This is a genomic window from Pseudomonas sp. SHLD1, assembly GCF_028640935.1.
Taxonomy (GTDB): domain Bacteria; phylum Pseudomonadota; class Gammaproteobacteria; order Pseudomonadales; family Pseudomonadaceae; genus Chryseomonas; species Chryseomonas aestiva.
Genome location: NZ_JAQZAD010000006.1, coordinates 166363 through 185427, shown reverse-complemented (window position 1 = coordinate 185427; position 19065 = coordinate 166363). Strand labels below are relative to the sequence as shown.

The 19065-nt window shown below is 66.5% G+C and carries 20 protein-coding genes; 6 read left to right on the top strand and 14 right to left on the bottom strand.

Going from position 1 to position 19065, the window contains the following annotated elements; genetic code table 11:
- Positions 1 to 193: 193 nt before the first annotated feature.
- From PVZ77_RS00875 to PVZ77_RS00860, 4 genes are read right to left on the bottom strand one after another with little or no spacing between them, the layout of a single operon-like run.
- A complete protein-coding gene (locus PVZ77_RS00875; protein ID WP_273805680.1) occupies positions 194 to 523 on the bottom strand; it encodes an Arc family DNA-binding protein in 330 nt (109 codons plus the stop codon).
- A 29-nt stretch (positions 524 to 552) separates the two neighbouring features.
- Positions 553 to 1194, bottom strand: a complete 642-nt coding sequence (locus tag PVZ77_RS00870) for a LysE family translocator (RefSeq protein WP_273805681.1) — start codon at positions 1192 to 1194, stop codon at positions 553 to 555.
- 1 nt (position 1195) lies between these two features.
- Positions 1196 to 1966 carry a 2OG-Fe(II) oxygenase gene (locus PVZ77_RS00865; protein WP_133862030.1) on the bottom strand — a complete coding sequence of 257 codons (771 nt, stop codon included), beginning with the start codon at positions 1964 to 1966 and terminating at the stop codon, positions 1196 to 1198.
- 35 nt (positions 1967 to 2001) lie between these two features.
- Positions 2002 to 2640: an alanyl-tRNA editing protein gene (locus PVZ77_RS00860; protein WP_273805682.1), complete on the bottom strand. Its 639-nt coding sequence runs from the start codon at positions 2638 to 2640 to the stop codon at positions 2002 to 2004.
- Between the two features lie 92 nt (positions 2641 to 2732).
- Here PVZ77_RS00860 and PVZ77_RS00855 point away from each other — a divergent pair, with 92 nt between their 5' ends.
- The 3 genes from PVZ77_RS00855 (at position 2733) to PVZ77_RS00845 (ending at position 5884) form a co-directional block, all read left to right on the top strand.
- The gene (locus PVZ77_RS00855; protein ID WP_273805683.1) at positions 2733 to 3716 is read left to right on the top strand and encodes a LysR family transcriptional regulator; all 984 of its coding nucleotides are present in this window, start codon (positions 2733 to 2735) and stop codon (positions 3714 to 3716) included.
- Between the two features lie 201 nt (positions 3717 to 3917).
- Positions 3918 to 5318 (top strand): sugar porter family MFS transporter, encoded by a 1401-nt coding sequence (locus PVZ77_RS00850; RefSeq protein ID WP_133862027.1) that lies wholly within the window; start codon positions 3918 to 3920, stop codon positions 5316 to 5318.
- A gap of 77 nt (positions 5319 to 5395) precedes the next feature.
- Entirely contained in the window at positions 5396 to 5884 is a 489-nt protein-coding gene (locus PVZ77_RS00845) for a UPF0158 family protein (protein WP_273805684.1), read from the top strand.
- 30 nt (positions 5885 to 5914) lie between these two features.
- Here PVZ77_RS00845 and PVZ77_RS00840 read toward each other — a convergent pair whose 3' ends face one another.
- The 6 genes from PVZ77_RS00840 to PVZ77_RS00815 all read right to left on the bottom strand — a co-directional run bounded on the left by PVZ77_RS00840 (position 5915) and on the right by PVZ77_RS00815 (position 13156).
- Positions 5915 to 7072: an ATP-binding protein gene (locus PVZ77_RS00840; RefSeq protein ID WP_273805685.1), complete on the bottom strand. Its 1158-nt coding sequence runs from the start codon at positions 7070 to 7072 to the stop codon at positions 5915 to 5917.
- Positions 7073 to 7158: 86 nt separating this feature from the next.
- The gene (locus PVZ77_RS00835) at positions 7159 to 7683 is read right to left on the bottom strand and encodes a glycine cleavage system protein R (RefSeq protein WP_273805686.1); all 525 of its coding nucleotides are present in this window, start codon (positions 7681 to 7683) and stop codon (positions 7159 to 7161) included.
- Between the two features lie 59 nt (positions 7684 to 7742).
- A complete protein-coding gene (locus PVZ77_RS00830; protein WP_273805687.1) occupies positions 7743 to 8801 on the bottom strand; it encodes a haloacid dehalogenase-like hydrolase in 1059 nt (352 codons plus the stop codon).
- A 136-nt stretch (positions 8802 to 8937) separates the two neighbouring features.
- Complete coding sequence (locus PVZ77_RS00825; protein ID WP_133862022.1) at positions 8938 to 10218, bottom strand: MFS transporter; 1281 nt, start codon at positions 10216 to 10218, stop codon at positions 8938 to 8940.
- A 219-nt stretch (positions 10219 to 10437) separates the two neighbouring features.
- Positions 10438 to 12171, bottom strand: coding sequence for an OPT/YSL family transporter (locus PVZ77_RS00820; RefSeq protein WP_273805688.1), 1734 nt, complete (start codon positions 12169 to 12171; stop codon positions 10438 to 10440).
- Between the two features lie 70 nt (positions 12172 to 12241).
- The gene (locus PVZ77_RS00815; protein WP_273805689.1) at positions 12242 to 13156 is read right to left on the bottom strand and encodes a LysR family transcriptional regulator; all 915 of its coding nucleotides are present in this window, start codon (positions 13154 to 13156) and stop codon (positions 12242 to 12244) included.
- Between the two features lie 203 nt (positions 13157 to 13359).
- Here PVZ77_RS00815 and PVZ77_RS00810 point away from each other — a divergent pair, with 203 nt between their 5' ends.
- Both PVZ77_RS00810 and PVZ77_RS00805 read left to right on the top strand, forming a co-directional pair.
- The gene (locus tag PVZ77_RS00810; RefSeq protein ID WP_273805690.1) at positions 13360 to 14340 is read left to right on the top strand and encodes an aldo/keto reductase; all 981 of its coding nucleotides are present in this window, start codon (positions 13360 to 13362) and stop codon (positions 14338 to 14340) included.
- A 210-nt stretch (positions 14341 to 14550) separates the two neighbouring features.
- Entirely contained in the window at positions 14551 to 14703 is a 153-nt protein-coding gene (locus PVZ77_RS00805) for a hypothetical protein (protein WP_169742412.1), read from the top strand.
- A gap of 94 nt (positions 14704 to 14797) precedes the next feature.
- Here the strand turns inward: PVZ77_RS00805 and PVZ77_RS00800 are convergent, their stop codons facing one another.
- The 3 genes from PVZ77_RS00800 to PVZ77_RS00790 are packed head-to-tail and all read right to left on the bottom strand — an operon-like array spanning position 14798 to position 16895.
- Positions 14798 to 15775, bottom strand: a complete 978-nt coding sequence (locus PVZ77_RS00800) for a DUF3618 domain-containing protein (protein ID WP_273805691.1) — start codon at positions 15773 to 15775, stop codon at positions 14798 to 14800.
- On the bottom strand, positions 15772 to 16185 hold the full coding sequence (locus tag PVZ77_RS00795; protein WP_158890583.1) for a phage holin family protein: 414 nt from the start codon (positions 16183 to 16185) through the stop codon (positions 15772 to 15774). The genes PVZ77_RS00800 and PVZ77_RS00795 overlap by 4 nt, the downstream gene beginning before the upstream one ends.
- Entirely contained in the window at positions 16182 to 16895 is a 714-nt protein-coding gene (locus tag PVZ77_RS00790; protein ID WP_273805692.1) for a hypothetical protein, read from the bottom strand. The genes PVZ77_RS00795 and PVZ77_RS00790 overlap by 4 nt, the downstream gene beginning before the upstream one ends.
- Positions 16896 to 17267: 372 nt before the next feature.
- Here PVZ77_RS00790 and PVZ77_RS00785 point away from each other — a divergent pair, with 372 nt between their 5' ends.
- Positions 17268 to 17798 (top strand): Dps family protein, encoded by a 531-nt coding sequence (locus PVZ77_RS00785; RefSeq protein WP_017639603.1) that lies wholly within the window; start codon positions 17268 to 17270, stop codon positions 17796 to 17798.
- On the opposite strand, the gene PVZ77_RS00780 is transcribed toward PVZ77_RS00785, so the two are convergent.
- Positions 17780 to 19033 carry a XylR family transcriptional regulator gene (locus tag PVZ77_RS00780; protein ID WP_273805693.1) on the bottom strand — a complete coding sequence of 418 codons (1254 nt, stop codon included), beginning with the start codon at positions 19031 to 19033 and terminating at the stop codon, positions 17780 to 17782. The two genes, PVZ77_RS00785 and PVZ77_RS00780, sit on opposite strands and share 19 nt — an antisense overlap.
- Positions 19034 to 19065 lie beyond the last annotated feature (32 nt).

The following is a 19065-nucleotide window of genomic DNA, read 5'->3' as shown; positions in this document are numbered from 1 at the left end:
CGCCAGCTTCTTGGAAATGCCGAGATTGCTCAGCCAGGAGGCTTTGGATACAGACATGGGAATTCCGGAAGAGAGTACGAAGACCCCCTTCATCGGCCGTCCCGATCGATACTTGAAAGCCGCACGTCAGGGCCGCCTGGATCGCGGCCCCGCCGCGGACGGCGGGCGCCGTCCGCGGTGCTGCCGGATGGCTTCAGGCGGTTTCGCGGTTGTGCACGGGAACGGGCAACTCCAGCTCCAGCACCGAGATCAGCGCATTCTGCTGACGCTCGTTGAGCTGGCGAAAGCGCTGCAGCAGCAGTTGCTCGCTGGCATTGAGCAGCTCGTCGTCCGCTTCGACATGTTGCTGTTCCAGCACGCCGTCCTGTACCAGGCTGCGTTCCAGCCAGGCGACGATCTCGGTGTTCATGCTGTGCCGATGGGAGCGGGCCACGGCGGCGATGCGTTCACGCATCCCGTCGGGCAGGCGGACGACGAACTTTTCCGTGGGAATACCGGCGGGAGCGCGGTGGACGTAGGGCATGGAGGACCTCCAATACGAATGGACTGACGTCAAAGCGCCGACAACAGCAGTCGACCGGCGAAGAAAACCAGCACCAGGCCCATGGTTCTCTCGAACCAGTGGCCCAGGCGCAGGAAGGTCTGGCGAACGCGCGGACTGGAAAACAGCAGGCTGACCAGGGCGAACCAGCCGGCGTTGACCGCGCACATCCACAGGCCATAGAGGCCCTGGACGGTCAGCGGCGTGCTGCCGCTGACCACGGTGGTGAAGATGGCCAGGAAGAACAGGGTGGCCTTGGGATTGGTGGCGTTGGTCAGGAAGCCGGTGAGGAAGGCCTTGCCGGGCGACTGCCGCTGCAGGTCGGCCTGCTGCCATTGGCTGTCGTCCAGCGGCGCGGCGGTGGGCTTGCTGCGGATCAGGTTGAAGCCCAGCCAGAGGATGTAGGCGCCGCCGACCACCTTGGCGGCCCCCAGCAGCCAGGGCGTGGCGTGCATCAGGGCGCCGATGCCGAGCAGGGTGTAGAGCACGTGGACCGAGATTCCGGCGCCGATGCCCAGGGCGGTGCACAGGCCGATCAGGCGCCCGTATCTCACGCTCTGCCGCACGGTCACGGCGAAATCCGGACCGGGCGCCAGCACGGCGAGGAAGTGGATGGTCGCCAGGGCGAGGAATTCGCTCAGGTAGGGGGACATGTCAGCTCCAGTACGTGAGGGGTTCGGCCGCCCCGCGATAGCCCACGAAGCACGACAGCGACAGCCGTGGCTGGTCGTTGCCGGGCGTCACGGCGTGCATGCGGCGGGAATTGAAGAGAATCAGGTCGCCCGGTTCGGGGCGGATGGTCAGGCAAGGCGGGCCGAGCCGGTCGGGCTCGATGCCGTAGCTGTCGCCGCGCAGGGCGTCGAAGGCCGCCGGCGACAGCTCGCGTGACCAGAGCTGCAGTTCGCCACCCAGGCTGGGCATGGTCAGGTAGACGTTGCAGGCCAGCTGGGTGACCAGGCTTTCGGCTTCCTCGCTGCCCGGCGCGTCCTTGGCGAAGATGTCGTGATGGGCGAGAAAGCGCACCCCCGGCTTCACCACCCGCGACAGGCCGACGTACATCTTGCGGCCCCAGAGGGTCTGCAGGCGGGCGCCGGCGGGCCAGACCTCGTCGAGGGTGCAGCGCACCAGGTCGATGGGGTTGAGATAGGGGCGGCAGCGCCGGCGCAATTCTTCCAGGTTGCTGGCGACGCTGGCGAAATAGTCGTCCATCTGCGCGCGCTGGTGTTCCGCCTCGTAGAAGGCCATGCCGATGCGGCCGATACTGGGGGCGTTGGTGTAGGTGGCGAAGCCGTTGCCGAGGATCTGCTGGCCGAGGTCGTCGGCCAGCGGGCGCGGCACGAAGCGGCGCACCCGCACCGCCAGCAGGCGTTCTTCGGTGAGACGGAGCAGGCTCTCGGTGTCGAGAGCGTCGAGTTCGAGCAGCATGGCGTTTCCTTTCTGCGGGTGAGGTGAGCGGTTGATCAGGCGCCAGCCATGTCGTAGCTCACCAGCAGGCGTCCCTTCTTTTCCTTGACGCCCAGGGCGCTCAGGGCGCCAACCGCGCGCAGCGAGCGCACGTGGGTGCCGCCGCAGGCATAGCGCGCCACGTCCTCGCCAAAGCACACCTGGCGCTGGCCATCGGCCTGCACCTCGACGTGCAGCGGCAGGTCTTCTTCCACCAGGGCGTCGAAGTGCGCCTGCAGGACTTCGCTGTCCAGCGGTTGCGACGCCTCGCCCGGGATGAATTCGATGCGGCCTTCACCCGGCCAGTGATGGGCCTTGACCGGCTTCCAGCCATGGCTCTCGCCGATGTGGCCGAGCAGGTGCCCGGCCGAATGCAGCCGCGAATGCAGCTGGCGCCGGTCTTCGTCGACCCGGGCCAGCACGCGGCCGGGCGACAGGGGGCGGGTGGTGTGGTGCAGGATGCGGTCGCCGTCCTGGACCACCCGGGTCACCTCGGCGGTGCCGATCCAGCCGGTGTCGCTGGGCTGCCCGCCGCCCTGGGGATGGAAGGGCGTGGTCAGCAATTCGACGACATAACCGTCCTCGGCGGCGCTACAGGCGTGGACCTCGACCTCGGCGATCAGGCTGTCGCTCAGAAAATACAGGCGCTCGGTCATACGTCTACTACCTAGAAAACGAGAAACATCCTCATTCTAAAGAGCGCACGCAAGGGTGATAATCCACCCTTTCTCCAAAGGAATTTTGCGCTGTGAGCATAAATCTTCCCCTGCCGCTGCTCAGCGAGATGGCCATTTTCGTGCGGGTGGTGGAGAGCGGCAGCTTCTCTGCGGCGGCCCGTCAGCTCGGTCTGACCCCGTCTTCCACCAGTCGTAGCGTGGCACGCCTGGAGAAGGCCCTGGGCACGCGCCTGCTCAATCGCAGTACGCGCAAGCTACGGCTGTCGGAGGCGGGGGAGGAGGTTTTTCGGCGCTGCAGCGACATGGTCGGCGCCGCGCGGGCGGTGCTGGAGGTCAGTGGCCAGTTCAACCAGGCGCCGGCCGGCATCGTCCGGCTGTCGGTACCCAAGGCGGTGGGCAGCACGGTGATCCATCCGCACATGGCCGACTTCCTGCGGCGCTACCCGGCGGTGGACGTGCAGTTGCTGCTGGAGGACCGCTATGTCGATCTGATCGACGAGAACGTCGACCTGGCCATCCGCATCACTGACCGGCCACCGCCCGGACTGGTGGGCCGCCAGTTGCTGACCATCGAGCACCTGCTCTGCGCCACGCCGCAGTACCTGGCCGAGCATGGTCGGCCCGCCCATCCCCGCGATCTGGCCGGGCACAGCTGCATCTACCTGGCGGAAGAGCCGGCCGATTCACGTTGGAAATTCCGCCAGGGCGCCAAGGTGGTCCACGTCAATGTGCGTGGGCGCTATGCCGCCAACCACACCGGGGTGCGCCTGGACGCGGTGCTCAACCACATCGGCATCGGCAGCCTGCCGCTGTTCACCGCTCAGGCGGCCCTGGCCCGAGGCGAGATCGTCCAGGTGCTGCCGGAGTGGTCCTTTCTGCCGCACTACCATGGCGGCGCCTGGCTGCTCTATCCGGCGACCCGCCACCTGCCGCCCAAGCTCAAGGTGTTCATCGACTTTCTGGTCGAGCGCCTGGGCGACCAGGCGCTGCGCCCCGGCCAGGGTGCCGCCGCGCTGCCCGAGCAGCGCTTCCAGGAATTGACCATCGGCAGCTAGGCCACATCCGATCCGTCTTTCGTGATGCTTTTCACAAGTCCTGTTACAACTGGCGGTATTAGGTGAAACGATTCACCTAACGTTTCTCTGCCTGCCGCATCGCGCTTTTCTCTGGGCCATGCTCCCCCACGGCCCGCCTGCGCGGGTGGATCGGGTTGCCACCGCGATCCTTGCCCTGGCAAAACAAGAAAGGATTTCCCCATGCTCGCTTCATCACCCTCGCTCGCCGCACCCGTGGCGGCCACCCCGCGCAAGGGGCTGGTCGTGCTCATCGCCGTGATCGCCGCCCTCGGCGGCCTGCTGTTCGGCTACGACACCGGCATCATCGGCGTCGCCCTGCTCGGCCTCGGCCGCGAATTCGCCATGGACGACACCGTCAAGCAGCTGGTGACCGGCGCCATCATCTTTGGCGCCCTGTTCGGCTGCCTCGGTACCGGCCCGATCTCCGACCGCCTCGGCCGCCGCAAGACCATCATCGGCGTGGCCCTGGTGTTCGCCCTGGGCTCGGTGCTTTCGGCACTGTCGCCCAACGTCACCCTGCTGATCCTGTCGCGCTTCCTGCTCGGCCTGTCGGCCGGTAGCTCCACCCAGATCATTCCGGTGTACATCGCCGAGGTAGCGCCGCCGGAGCACCGCGGCAAGCTGGTGGTGCTGTTCCAGTTCATGGTGGTGTTCGGTATCACCGTGGCCTACTTCACCGGCTTCGCCCTGGACGAGCACTGGCGCTGGATGTTCGGCCTCGGCCTGGTGCCGGCGCTGATCCTGCTGGCGGGCATGACGGTGCTGCCGGAAAGTCCGCGCTGGCTGCTGGTCAAGGGCCGCGAGGCTGACGCCCTGGCGGTGCTGGAGCGGGTCCGCGGTGGCAAGGCCGCGGCCGAGGCCGAACTGGCCGAGATCAAGACCGTGAGCAACGCGCCGGAAGGCAACTGGAGCGATCTGTTCTCGCCCTGGGTGCGTCCGGCCCTGCTGGTGGGCGCCGGCATCGCCATGTTCTCGCAGATCACCGGCAACAATGCGCTGATCTACTATGCACCGACCATCCTCACCCAGGCCGGCTTCTCCGACCAGACCGCGGTGCTGGCCACCGGCTGCAGCACCATCCTGGTGGTGATCATGACCGTGGTCGGCAGCTTCCTGGTGGATCGCATCGGTCGCCGCCGCTATCTGCTGACGCTGATTCCCGGCTCCATCGTCGCCCTTGCGATCATGGGCTACCTGTTCCAGGGCGCCGGTCCCCAGACCGACGTGGAGCGCTGGACGGTGGTGGCCTGCCTGGCCGCCTACCTGATGCTCAACTGCGGCGGTTTCGGTGTCTGCATCTGGCTGATCAACGCCGAGGTCTATCCGCTGTTCGTGCGCGGCAAGGGTGCCAGCGTCGGTGCCTTCAGCCACTGGGGCTTCGACCTGCTGGTGACCCTCACCACCCTGAGCCTGGTGACCAAGCTGGGCGCCGCCCACACCTTCTGGCTCTATGCCGGGATTTCCCTGGTGGCGCTGCTGTTCATCTGGCGCCTGGTGCCGGAGACCAAGGGCAAGAGCCTGGAGCAGATCGAGCACGACCTGCGCGAGCGGCGCTTCTTTCCCTATCAGCGGAAGGGCTGAACGCGAGCTCCGGTACTAGGGTCGCAACAGGAGCGGAGGTAACCTCCGCTCCTGTTCGCCTGTGCCGGAGTCCTGCCATGCGCCCCTTCACCCTCGACCTCGATCTGCTGGCTGCCGCCCTCGACAGCCGGGAGCGAGGCACCCACTTCCTCGACCTTGCAAGCGGCGCCCTGCGCCTGCTCGATCCGGACGACCTCAGTCTGGAGGAACGCGAGGAACTGGAAGATCTCGAACGCTACCTGCCGCTGCCGCGCCTGACCCAGGAGGATCGCCTGGAGCTACGCGAAGCCTTTCTGCACCAGCTGCGCCATCCCCACGCCCAGCCGCTCCTGCGTGCCGCCCTGGAGAGCCGCCGGCCGATTCGTACCTTCAACTACGAACTGGACCTCTTCCCCTCGGTACGTGAGGCCTGGCAGGCCTTTGCCCTGAGTCGTCTCAAGGAGGAGGTGCTGGCACTGCTGGACGAAGCTGGCCTTGAAGCCCTGCCGGCGGACGGGCGGATGCCGCTGCCGGACGATGTCCCCGAGGGCATCCGGCGGCGGTTGGAGAAGGGGCGGGAGCCTTGAAGCCCATCACCCTTAAATTCGCTGATCGCTTCAGGTCGCCAAGGCGGTCGGTAGCATGCTGGCGCTGCGCATGAGGTCAGGCAGTCCTTGTTCTTCGATGGCATAGACGCCGCGCTCAGCTTTCCAGATAAGGGCCTTCTCCTGTAAGGCAGACAACGCCTGCTGCACATTCTGCGCATAGGCTGCCTCCTGAGCCTGGGCTTCGGGCATGCCGGCCAACTGCAGCATCTCGGCATATTTGCCGAGAGTGGCCAATTCGAAAGGGGCGTAATCCTTGCCCTGGATCGCCATGACCTTCAACACCGCTGCCTGAATGGGTGTGAGGCTGCGAATCACCGATAGGGCGCTCTCGGACATTTCTCGCACATGCTCGTCGACGGCCTGGGCGAAGGCGACATTGCCTTCGGTGGCATCGACGATCATCGAGTACTCGAGCACCTCACGGGCTGCCTGCAGCGCCTCGGGGCGATAGCCCGCTGCGACGAACTTGTTCCAGACCACTTCTGGATCCAGCGGGAATTCAAGTCTGGACTGCGCACAGAACCAGTCCACATAGCCTCTGTCGAGATGGGGAAAGTTGACCAGGGGCGCATTGAAGAAAGCCTGGTCGCGACTGTTTCTAAGCATGGCCAGCTTGTCCCGGCTAGAGCCGGTGCAGATGAGCCTCAGGCCGTGGTGGTGCGAGCCATTCAATTCGTCGCGGGCAGCCTTGAGGGCGAAGAGCGTATTGCTGCCGGCGGCTGTGGTTACCGCATGCTGGGCTTCGTCGATGATCAAGGCTATGGGTTTGCCCAGGCTGTCGGAAAGCGCGGCGAGCGCAGCGGCCAGGGTGACGCCCTTGTCTTTGCCGATGCTGCCGGTATCTATCTCGACCCCACCCACCTTGAGTTTCACCACGCCACTTTGCTTGGTCAGCTTGGCGATCAGACCAAGATTGCGTTCGATGGCAACCTGAACCGCCTGGTTGATCAACTCAGCCGGATCAGCTTGTCGATTCGACCAGAGATCGACGTAGATCACCTCGGCCCCTGCGAGCTGAAGTGCGGGCGCCAGATCTTCACGCATGAAGGTGGTCTTGCCGGTGCGCCGTGGTGCCGCCAAAAACAGACCAGGATGCAGAGGGTCTGCCATGATCTTGGCGGCATAGGTAGTGGCCATGGCGTGGCGGTGATAGAAGCGCTCAGACATCGACAAGTCCCTATTTAAAGGCGATTAAAGTCGATTATAGATCTTTATAGATCTTTATAGATCGTCGCCCTGATGTCTGCGCAACGCTAGTCATGCCCGTGCCGATAGAGCTTGAGCTCTACCATCAGGTCGTCGGTGAGGGTTTCCAGGTGGGCCTGCAGGGCCTCGAGCTCGAGGTCCGCCGGAAGCGCCAGCAGGGCGGTGGCGTGAAACAGCACCTCGCTGCTCATGGGTGCCGGGCGGGTCTCGGTGGACAGGCGCTCGACGTTGACGCCCACCTGATGCAGCGCCCGGGTGATGTCGCGGACGATGCCGACGCGGTCGTTGCCCAGCAGGTCGAGCTGCACCAGCGGTGCACCCACCGCAGCCGGCTGGCCCGGCTCGCCCACCAGGATGCGCAGGCCGGGAATGGCCAGCTGCTGCAGGGTCTCCACCAGGCCGTTGCGCAATTCCGGTTCCACTTCCACCGAGAGGATGCCGGCGAACTGCCCGGCCAGGTGGGCCATGCGGCTTTCCAGCCAGTTGCCGCCCTGGGCGGCCACGCAGTCGGCCAGGGCTTCCACCAGACCGGGGCGATCGGGGGCGATGACGGTCAGGACCAGGTGTTCCATGGCGGGCTCCAGGGCGGGCAGAAGGAGTCTCCAGTCTAGCCCGCCCGATCGCCGCGGGCCTACTGGATGTCTTCGGGTTTGACGATCACCCAGTGCTGGTCCGCGTTCACCGCCACACCGGCCTTGGCCTGACCCTCGGCGTTGCTCTTCATCATCGCCTCGATCTGGGTGCGGTACTTGGACTTGCGGTCGATCCACAGGTGGATGCCGTTCTTGGCGGCGTCCACGCCCTGGAACAGCATGGGGCCGTCGCTGACCGGGGTGTCGCCGCCGACCAGGATGGGTTTCTTCCAGGGATCTATGTAGGTGAGGATGGCCGCGTACTTGCCGGCGAACCAGGTGGCCGGGGTCCAGAGATAGGGCGTGACCTGCAGCTTCAGGTTGGCCTGGGGATCGTACTTGCCTTCGGCGATCTGCTTGCGGGCGGTGGTCAGGGCACCGGTGGCCGGGTCCTTGAGCAGGGTGCTGACGCCAATGACGTTTTCCGGCTTCACGCCATAGCCGTAGCGCGGATCGGCGGCCACCATGCGCACCAGCTCCTCGTGGGCGGCGCTGATCACATAGACCTCGATGCCGTTCTCCATCAGCTTGTGATAGAGCTCCTGCTGGCCGGTGAAGGGCTTGGGCGGGTTGATCTCCACCGTCTCGACGGTGTCGTCCTTGCCGTAGTAGGTGGCGGGGATCGGCTTGCCGTAGGCCATCAGCTCGTCGACGTAGCCCTTGAGCTGCTTGAGGGTGAAGCCGGAAAACACCTGGGCGACCCAGGGGTAGCAGACCAGGTCGTCGACCTCGCACAGCCGGTAGTAGTAGCTGTTGAGGCTCTCCTTGTGGCCGCCGACGTCCTTGAAGGGGATCAGCTTGAGCGAGGGATCCAGGGTGTCGCGGGTCAGCACGCCCTTCATCTCCAGGAAGGGCAGCAGGGCCTCTTCCAGGTCGTAGCGATAGCTGGTGTTGTCCATGTCGAACACCGCGTAGTTGCCCTGGTTGGCATTGGCGGCGATCAGGGCGTCGAGCTGGCGGGCGGCATCGGCCGGCCAGTGGGTCAGCTCGGTGGCGGCAGCGGTGAGGCTGAGCAGACCGCCGGCCAGGCCGGCGAGAAGGCGGGGAAGGGTGGGCATCGGCGGGCTCCGGCACGGTGACCGCGGCATGCGGTCATCTGGTCTAGACCATAGCAAAAGGTCATGACAGTTCGATGCACGGAGCGACCTGGGTGGGCGCGAGAGCGGCAGGGCCTGCCGCTCTGCGACAGGCCTGTCAGGCGGTGACGGTCTTGAAGCGCGGCTGGGCGTTGCCCTTGAACAAGGTCAGGGTCGCGACCAGGCCGAGCACGGCGGCCAGGGTCAGCCACATGCCGGGGGCGGCCTTGTTGCCGGTCTCCTGGATCAGCCAGGTGCAGACCATCGGGGTGAAGCCGCCAAAGGTCGCGGTGGCCAGGCTGTAGGCCAGGGAGAAGCCGGTGGTGCGCACATGGGCCGGCATCACCTCGGTCAGGGCCACCACCATGCCACCGTTGTAGGTGCCATAGAGGAAGGACAGCCACAGCTCGACCATCAGCAGGCGCGAGAAGCCCGGGGCGTGGGTCAGCCAGATCATCGCCGGGTAGGCGGTGAGGATGGCCAGCACGGTGGCGAAGATCAGCAGCGGACGACGGCCGACGCGATCGCTCAGGGCGCCCATCACCGGCAGCCAGATGAAGTTGGAGATGCCCACGCAGGCGGTGACGATCAGGCTGTCCAGATCGGTCAGGTGCAACTCGTGACGGCCGAAGGTCGGGGTGTAGGCGGTGATCAGGTAGAAGGAGGCGGTGGTCATGGAGACCATGGCCACGCCCGCCAGCACCACGCCGAAGTTCTGGCCGATGGAAGTCATGGTCTCGCCGAAGGTCGGCCGATGCTTGCGCGCCTCGAACTCGGGGCTCTCTTCCAGGGAACGCCGGATGATGAACAGGAAGGGCACGATCAGGCAGCCGATCAGGAAGGGAATGCGCCAGCCCCACTCACCCATCTCTGCGGGCGATAGCCAGTGGTTCAGCAGGGCGCCCAGCACGCCGGCGAAGACCACTGCGACCTGCTGGCTGGCGGACTGCCAGGAGACGAAGAAGCCCTTGCGGCCGGGGGTGGCGATTTCCGACAGGTAGACGGACACGCCGCCCAGTTCGACGCCGGCGGAGAAGCCCTGCAGCAGGCGGCCGAGCAGCACCAGCAGCGGTGCGGCGACGCCCAGGGTGGCATAGCCCGGCACCACGGCGATCAGCAGGGTGCCCAGGGCCATCAGCGCCAGGGTGACGATCAGGCCGTGGCGACGGCCGTGGCGGTCGATGTAGGCGCCGAGGAAGATCGCCCCCAGGGGGCGCATCAGGAAGCCGGCACCGAAGGTGGCCAGCGACAGCATCAGGGAGGCGAGTTCGTTGTCGCCGGGAAAGAACGTCTTGGCGATGGCCGTGGCATAGAAGCCATAGACCATGAAATCGTACATTTCGAGGAAGTTTCCGCTGACGACGCGGAAGACGGATTTGGCTTTCGAGGTGGTGGCCATGACTGCTAGCTCGGATTGGGTTTGTTATGGAGACAGCTCGCGCAGGGCGCCCAGACCTCTCGCGGGTGGGTCGCGCTATTTGTAACCTTATGTGTTGCAAAAGCGCGCTGGCAAGCTGAATCGGACCGGAACCCCCGAATTTCATGGGTTTGAAAGGTTATTGAAAGGTTCGCGACATTACGTCTGGAAATTATTGTCCAGTTGACACGTTGTCGCAGTTCAGGCGGCGAGCATTTGCCAGAACGCCGCCCCGACGCCGGCCAGACTTTCCCCGGCGATGAGCCCCGCCGCGGCGGCCAGGGCGAAGCGCTCGGCCAGGCCCGGCGCCCGCCAGCGCACCAGGGCGGTGAGCAGGGCGCCCAGGGTCATCATCAGGGCTACCGAGGCCGGCAGGATGAAGGCCAGCCCCAGGGCTGCCGAGCTGGGCAGCCAGTGCGCGCGGCGGGCGGGCAGCAGGGCTTCGGCCAGGCCCAGCAGCAAGCCGGCCAGGGCGCCCAGGACGATACCCAGGCGCATGGCGCCATCGAGGGCGCCCAGGCCCTGGGTCAGGGTCTCCGCCACCGCCTTCCACTGGGCCACCGCCGGCGCCGGCCAGGCGGCGCTGAGCAGCAGCGCCTGGGGATCGGGAATCAGCAGCCGGTAGGTGAGCACCCCGGTCACCGCGCCCAGGGCGATGCCCAGGCACTGGGCGACCACCTGCTTGGCCGGGGTGGCGCCGATGGCCTGGCCGACCTTGAAGTCGTTCATCAGGTCGGTGCTCTGGCCCGCCGCGCCGCCGGCGGTGTTGGCACCCATGAGGTTGATGTTGACCTGCCCAGGGGCGGCCAGGCCGAAGGTCAGCTGCGACAGCTGGCCGATGGCGCCGATGGGAGGAATGCCGGTGGCACCGACCACCCGCGCGGCCATGGCAGCGAGAAACAGCGCCAGGGGCAGGGCCAGCAGGGCCAGCCAGGGATCGATGCCGAACAGCCGCACCTGCAGCACCACCACCAGCAGGGCCGCCCCCAGCAGCAGCGCCAGCGGCCAGGCGCGCGGCCGCCGCCAGCCCTGGCGACGACGTTCGGCGCGGGGCAGGGTGATCAGCCGCACGGCCAGCGAAGCCAGGGTGGCGCTGACCATCAGGCTCACCCCGGGCCAGAGCAGCCATTGCACCAGGAAGGCGTATTGCGGGCCGCTGGCGCCGGCCGGCAGCGCGGCGACACCGCTGTCCAGCAGCCAGGGCGCGACACCGCCCCAGGCCAGCAGGGTGCCGAGCAGCAGCGACAGCCCGACCCTCAGGCCGATGATGCCGCCAAAGCCGAGCAGCAGCAGCGAGGGATCGAAGCTGAAGGTCAGGCGTTCCAGGGCCGGCGAGGGCGCGACTCGCGGCAGCGTCCAGGCGAAGCTGTCCACCAGCTTGACCGCCGCCGACAGCGCCAGGGCGCCCAGCAGCACCCGCAAGCGGCTCAGGGCTTCGGCGCCGCTGGCATAGACCTGGCGCAGGGCTTCCAGGGTGGCCAGGCCCTCGGGGAATTTCAGGCTGGCATCGGCCAGCAGCAGGGGGCGCAGATACCAGGCCACCCAGATGCCGAGAAAGCTCACCGCGAACACCCAGCCCATCAGGGGCAGGGTCGGCAATTCCTGGCCGGTGAGCAGGGTGTAGGCCGGAATGGGCGCGACCAGGCCGCCGGAGACGATGCTGGCCGCCGCCGAGGCCACGGTCTGGTTGATGTTGCTCTCGTGCAGCGTCCAGCCCGGTTGCTGCAGGCGGCGACCCAGGCGGTGCCAGAGGCCGTAGCTCACCAGCAGGGCGATGATCGACATGTTGAACGACCAGCCGATCTTGAGGCCGGCATAGACATTGGCCGGGGTCAGCAGGATGCCCAGCAGCGCCCCGGTGAGCAGCGCCCGGGGGCTGAGTTCGCGCTCCACGGGCAGCGGCAGGTCGGATGCGGCGGCGTTGGCTGCGGGCAAGAGGGCCTCCTCGGTCAGGCGATCATGGCGTGGTCAGGGGACCCCCGGGCGTGGCGGTTGGTTCGCGCCCTCAGGGGTGGCGACCGGTCCAGGTCTGGCGCAGGGCCTCGATCAGCTGGCGCAGGCCGGGTGGTGGCTGGCGCCGACTCGGGTAGTAGATGCACAGCGGCGCGCCGGGCGAGGCCCAGTCCGGCAGCACCTGCTCCAGGCGACCGTCGCGCAGTTCGTCGGCCACCCGCCATTCCAGGCAATAGGCCAGGGCCAGGCCGTCGAGGGCGGCCTGGATCGAGGTCTCGGTCTCGTTGACCGTGAGCGGGCCGGGCACGTCGATCGTTCGGGTGGTGGCGCCGCTGCCCAGTTCCCAGCGATAGAGGGCGCCGCTGCCCAGGCGCAGGCGCACGCAGCGATGCTCGGCAAGCTCCTCCGGCTGCTGCGGTCGACCGTGACGGTCGAGGTAGGCGGGGGCGCCCACCACGATCCAGCGCAACTCGTCGGTGAGCGGCAGGGCGACCATGTCCTGGGGCACGGTGTCGCCATAGCGGATGCCGGCATCGAGGCCGTCGGCGACGATGTCCACCGGGCGATCCTCGACGCTGATGTCCAGCTGCAACTGTGGATAGGCCGCCAGCAGGCGGGGCAGGGTCGGGGTCACCAGCAGCCGCGCCGCATCGCGCGGCACGCTCAGGCGCAGGCGCCCGACCGGGGCGTCGCGGTGCTGGTCCAGCTCGCCCAGGGCCTCGCCGATGAGAGCGAAGCCCTGTTCGAGCTTTTCCGCCAGGGCTGCGCCGGCCAGGGTCGGCACCACCGAGCGGCTGGTGCGATTGAGCAGCTTGACCCCCAGCCGGGTCTCCAGCTGGCGCAGGGCATGGCTCAGCGCCGAGGTGGTGACGCCCAGTTCGATGGCGGCCTGGCGAAAGCTGCGCCGCCGGACCAGGGCGACAAAGACGTTGAGATCGGCCAGTTCACCGCGATTCAGGGTGGGCATGCACGGTCCTCGCGCGAATAAGAGCCTGTTCAAAAATGCTGCGCGTCGGCCAAACGGCGTTGAAGATGCCTTGTTTGTCTCCAGCTCGCGAGCCTTTGAACACGCTCTAGGGGTCAAGCGTTCGTTGAGCCCTATTCAACGCCTTTTGAATTAGCCTCACAAGGTTGATCCTTCCGACTGGCGTCTTTCGCCTGGAGCTTTCCATGACTGAAACCCTACGTATCCCGGGTATCGATACCCCCGTTTCCCGCATCGCCCTCGGCACCTGGGCCATCGGTGGCTGGATGTGGGGCGGTACCGACGAAGCCCGCTCCATCGAGACCATCCGTGGCGCCGTACAAGGCGGCATCAACCTGATCGACACCGCGCCGGTGTACGGCTTCGGTCGTTCCGAGGAAATCGTCGGCAAGGCCCTGGAAGGCATCCGCGACCAGGCGGTGATCGCCACCAAGGTGGCCCTGGAGTGGCCGAATGAAGAGGTGCGCCGCAACGCCAGCGCCGCGCGCATCCGTCAGGAGGTGGAGGATTCCCTGCGGCGTCTGCGCACCGATCGCATCGATCTCTACCAGGTGCACTGGCCCGATCCCCAGGTGCCCCACGAGGAAACCGCGCGCGAACTGGAGCGCCTGCGGCAGGAGGGCAAGATCCTCGCCATCGGCGTGAGCAATTATTCGCCCGAGCAACTGGAGGCCTTCCGCCAGTTCGCCAACCCTTCTACGGTGCAGCCGCCCTACAACCTCTTCGAGCGCACCATCGAGGCTGATGTGCTGCCCTATGCCCAGCGCCATGGCTTGGTGGTGCTGGCCTATGGTGCGCTCTGCCGCGGCCTGTTGTCCGGGCGCATGAATGCGCAGACGCGCTTCGACGGCGACGACCTGCGCCAGGGCGATCCCAAGTTCCAGGCCCCGCGCTTCGCCCAGTACCTGGCCGCGGTGGAGGCCCTGACCGCCTTTGCCCGCGAGCGCCATGGCAAGTCGGTGCTGGCCCTGGCGGTGCGCTGGATCCTAGATCAGGGGCCGACCATCGCCCTGTGGGGCGCGCGCAAGCCCGAGCAGCTGCAGGGACTGGACGAGGCCTTCGGCTGGCGGCTGTCCGCCGAGGACCTGGCGGCCATCGACGCCCTTCTCGCCGAGCACGTCAAGGACCCGGTGGGGCCGGAATTCATGGCGCCGCCCCTGCGGTAGGCGCATTCGAAAACTGCCCGCGCTCGGCCATGCTGCGTTAAAAATCAGCTCGGAATGCTCATTTACCACTCGTAGACTCCGCTTCCTTGCTGATTTTTGCCTTGCCTGACCTTCGCTTGGCGACTTTTCTAGATGGGCCTAGCCGACGCCGGCGGGGCACCCTGGCCCCGTCCCGTTGCCTAACGTACTCAGCCACAAGAGGTGAGCATCATGGCCAAGCGCGACGATCTCGACCACAAGCCGGAAAACGCCGGCAAGGTCGGCGAGACCCACAAGGAACTCAATCAGGGCGGTGAAGAGCAGCGTCCGCAGGACAGCAAGCGACCCGAACAGCCCAAGGAAAACCCGGATCCGGGTTACTGAGACAGGCATCAAACGACAAGGGCGCACCGGTTCGGACCGGTGCGCCCTTGCTTTTGCTACCGAGGTCACTTGCTGACCCCGGCCATCCTGCCGGTCAGATGCTGCGCGGTGGGGTGGCCATGCCACTCTCGTCGCCTACCGCTCCAGGGGTATTGCCGCTGGCCGCGGTGCGGCCGACATTCATGCCCGCTGTCGCCTGGGTGGCCCCAAGGGTGCTGCCGGTGCCCGCCCTCGGCGAGCCTGCCATGGATTCGACCCCGGCATCGGGATCATTGCCCAGGTTTCTGGGCGCAGTCCCCGCACCTGCCGGCTGGCTGTCGTTGGCCTGGGTGGCCTGACGCGTCTCCTTCGCCACATCCTGTCCTGCCGCCTTGACCTGCTCGTAGCCACTGCTCGCGGCCTGCTTGGCCTTGGCGGTCAGCTTGTCACTGTGCCTGCCCAGGGCGCGGTCCTCGGTCTCGGTGCGTGGCAGGGAAGCGCCCAGCAGGGCACCGAGGGCTATGCCCAGCGCACCGACCACCAGTGGCTGGTCGCGCAGCAGGGTCTCGAAGGTGCCCTTGAGCTGTTGCGCCTGGTCAGCCAGGGTGTCCTTTGCCTGCGCAGCGGTATCGCTCAGCCGCTCCCCGGTCTGGGAGGCCTTGGCCGATACGCTCTCGCCCAGGCCGGTCACCTTGTCGCGGACATCGTGACTGCCACGATTCAGGGAATCGCGGGTATGGCCCGCGCTGTTGGCGACCGAGTCCAGCGCACCGGACAGCTTGTCCTTGAGCGGGGTGCCCGTGGTGGCCGGCGCCGGTGTGCGATTCTGCCCCAGCGCCAGCCACAGCAGGCCTACGGAGGTCAGCACCGCCGGAACCGGATTGGCCTTGAGGGTGTTGCCCAGGTTATGGGCGAACTCACCGCCATGGCCCTTGGTGTAGGACAGCGCCTGGTCGAACAGCTGGCCAGGCGACAGTTGGCTTTCCAGGGCCCCTACCAGGTCTTCGATACGCTCGCGCTTCTGGTCGATCTCGCGCTCGAGCTCGTCGGGATTCTTGCGGGATTCCTGATCGATCTGATCGGTGATGCTCATTGTGCGGCTCTCCGTACGGCGTCCTTGTCCTTCTGCAGGCTGTTGACGGTGCGATCAGGGGTGAAGTGGGACGGCTCGAACTGCTTCTTGCCCGACTGCAGCATGATGAAGCCGATCACCATGACCACGGCGCCCACCAGCAGCGCGGCGGCCCAGGGGGTGAGGTACTGGGAGAGGAAATAGACGATGCCCATGAGCAGCACGATGAAGCCGGCCAGCAGCACGATGGCGCCGGCCGCGACCCCGGCCACACCGGCCTTGGTGGTGCGCAGCGACTCGCCCAGTTCGGCCTTGGCCAGCGCCAGTTCCTTGGTGAACAGCGCCGGTACCTCGTGAACCAGCTGCTTGACCAGGCCGACGACCGAGGTATCGCCCTCGGCGGGACGCGGAGTGGGATTCTCGTTGATCATGGCTGCTTGTCTCCGCTCAGGGTGGGACGGTCCAGATGGCTGGACGAGATGCCGGTGTTCAGGCTGCTGTCGGTATGCGCCGGGTTGATCGCTGCACCGCCGATGGGGTCACCGCTGCCGGTGGTGGTCGGCGTATGGATGCCAGTACCCTTGGGAATGTTGTTGGTATGGATGACGTCGGCTCCGGCCGCCGGCTCCACCAGTTCGTTTTCCGCGGCGACCGAGGGAGTGGTCAGCGAGGGCATCTCGTTCGAGCCGCTGACACCCGGGCTGCTACTGGTGTCCGGCTGGCTGGAGGCCTTGAGAAAGCGCGACAGGCCGAAGCCGATGGCGATGCTGCCGGTGAGGAACAGCGCCGGATTCTCCCGTGCCAGGGTGCCGGCCTGATGCAATAGCTGCTCGGCGCTCTTGCCGCGCAGATCCTCGGCCAGGCCGGTCAGGCTCTGCGCCATGTCGCTGACGTAGTGAGCGAGGCCCAGGGTGTCCTTGTCTTCCAGTTCGTCAGCGGCCGCCTGGGCGCCTTGGGCAATGGCACCGAGCTGGTCGGCAGCGGTGTCCCGATAGTGTTCGAAGTGGGCAGCGCCTTCTTGCTTGGCGTCTTGCACCGTGTCCTTGGCGACCTCCTTGAGGTCGTGCAGATGGGCCTCTGCCGAGGTGCCGTCCTTGGCCTGCAAGGTGCTTCCCTGAGCCGTATCGAGGGGGTTTGTCATACTCGTCTACCTGTTTGCAGAACCTGGTAATGGCCGGCGGAGAGCTGTCGGCGACCGTTCGTGTGCCTTGCCTTTAAGGTGACCGGGACAAGCGAGCGGCAGTTCTCGCACCGCCGTGGTTTAGCGGCAAAGCTGACAAACGGTTTTACCTACACATCTAGCTACAAGCGCAGCGGCCATCGCAGGGGCAGGCTCTGGAGCGGGCAATGAAACGCAGTCGCACTGGCAGCAACCATTCGTCTTGCCCATGGTGGCGATATGCAAATTCGATGAACGATTTTTCGCCCGGTGCGGTCGATTTCTGCAGACGTTGTTGTTCGCGCTCCTTCAAGCGAACCCTCTTTCTCTTCACGTCCTGACAGGAGATCTCTCATGGCCGTAGCCAATGCCAAGCAAGAACTCAAGACCGTTTCCAGCGTCAAGCAAAAGGCCCATCAGGGCGAGGACGCCACCCTGCAGAACCAGCAGGCCGTAGGCGAAGCCCTGGCCGTGCTGCTGTCCGATGTCTTCGCGCTGTACATCAAGACCAAGAACTACCACTGGCACATGAAGGGCTCGCACTTTCGTGACTACCACCTGCTGCTGGAAGAACAAGCCACCCAGCTGTACGGCATTACCGACCTGATCGCCGAGCGCGCCCGCAAGATCGGCCAGCCCACCGTGCGCTCCCTGGAGCAGATGGTGCAACTCAAGCGCCTGGCCAGCAGCGATGCCACCGACCTGTCGGCGGACCAGATGCTGACCGAACTGCACGACGACAACCAGTCGCTGGCCGCCTACATGCGCACCACCCACACCCTGACCGACGACGCCAATGACGTGTCCACCACCAGCCTGCTGGAAGAGTGGATCGACCAGGCCGAAGAACGTGCCTGGTTCCTGGGTCAGACCGTCGGCAAATAAGCCGCAGGAACTGTCGAAAAGCCCGTCTCCGGACGGGCTTTTTCATGGGCGCTCGCCAGGGCGCGGGGTTGCTGCTGGTACTGGCGCGGGGTGCAGCCGAACTCGCGGCGGAATACCGCGTGCAGGTACTGCGCCGAGGTGAAGCCACAGCGCCGGGCGACTTCCGCCAGGCTTGGGGCTTCTTCCTGCAGCGCCACGGCTGCGGCGGCCAGCTTGAAGCCGAGAATCTCGTCATGGACGCTGCGCCCCAGTTCGCGGCGAAAGGACGCCTCCAGGGCCGAGCGGGAGATACCGACATAGCTGGCCACCTGGTCGGTCTTGATGCCTTGGCAGGCGTACTGGCGGATGAAGTGCAGGGCGCGCATCACCTGGGGATGCCGCACCGGCTGGTGGCGACTGGAGGCCTGGACGTTGATGCCCTCCGGCGGGATCAGCACCCGGGGCGCCCCCAGTTCGACACCGTGCAGGCGCTGGTGCAGCAGACGCGCCGCCTCGCGGCCGATGGCCTCGGTCCCCTGGATCACCGAGGTCAGGGGTACGCGGGTCAGGGTGCGCGCCAGCGGATCGTTGTCGATGCCCACCAGCGCCACCTGTTCCGGCACCGGGATGCCGGCGGTGAAACAGGCCTGCAGGAGTTGCCGCGCCCGGGCGTCGGTGACGGCCAGGATGCCCACCGGCTTGGGCAGGGCTTCCAGCCAGGCGATCAACTGTTCCACCGCGGTATCCCACAGCGGCGCGCTGGTCTCCAGGCCGCGATAGATCTCTACCGGCAAGCCGTCGCGGCGGAGCAGGGTGGCAAAGGCCGCCTCGCGCTCGCCGGCCCAGCGATTGGTGTCGGCGGCGGGCAGGCTGAAGCAGGCGAAGCGGGTCAGGCCGGCTTCGATCAGGTGGTCATAGGCCAGTCGCACCAGGGCGGCATTGTCGGTGGCCACATAGGGGATGCCGGGCGGGTAGTCGCCAGGGGCCGCGTAGGAACCACCGACGGCCACCACCGGTAGCGCGCTGTGCGCCAGGGCGGCACTCACCGCCGGGTCGTCGAAGTCGGCGATGATGCCGTCGCCCTGCCAGCGCTCGATGCCCTTGAGCCGACAGAGGAAATCCTCTTCCAGGAACAGATCCCAGCGCGCCCGGGTGCCGCTCAGGTAGTTGCCGATGCCGGCCAGGATGCCTCTGTCGTAAATCTTGCTGCCGTTGAACAGCAGGGCGACACGGTGGACGGGCGGCTGGCTGGGCATGGCGGGGTTCCGGCAGGAGGCGCGGGCGGGGC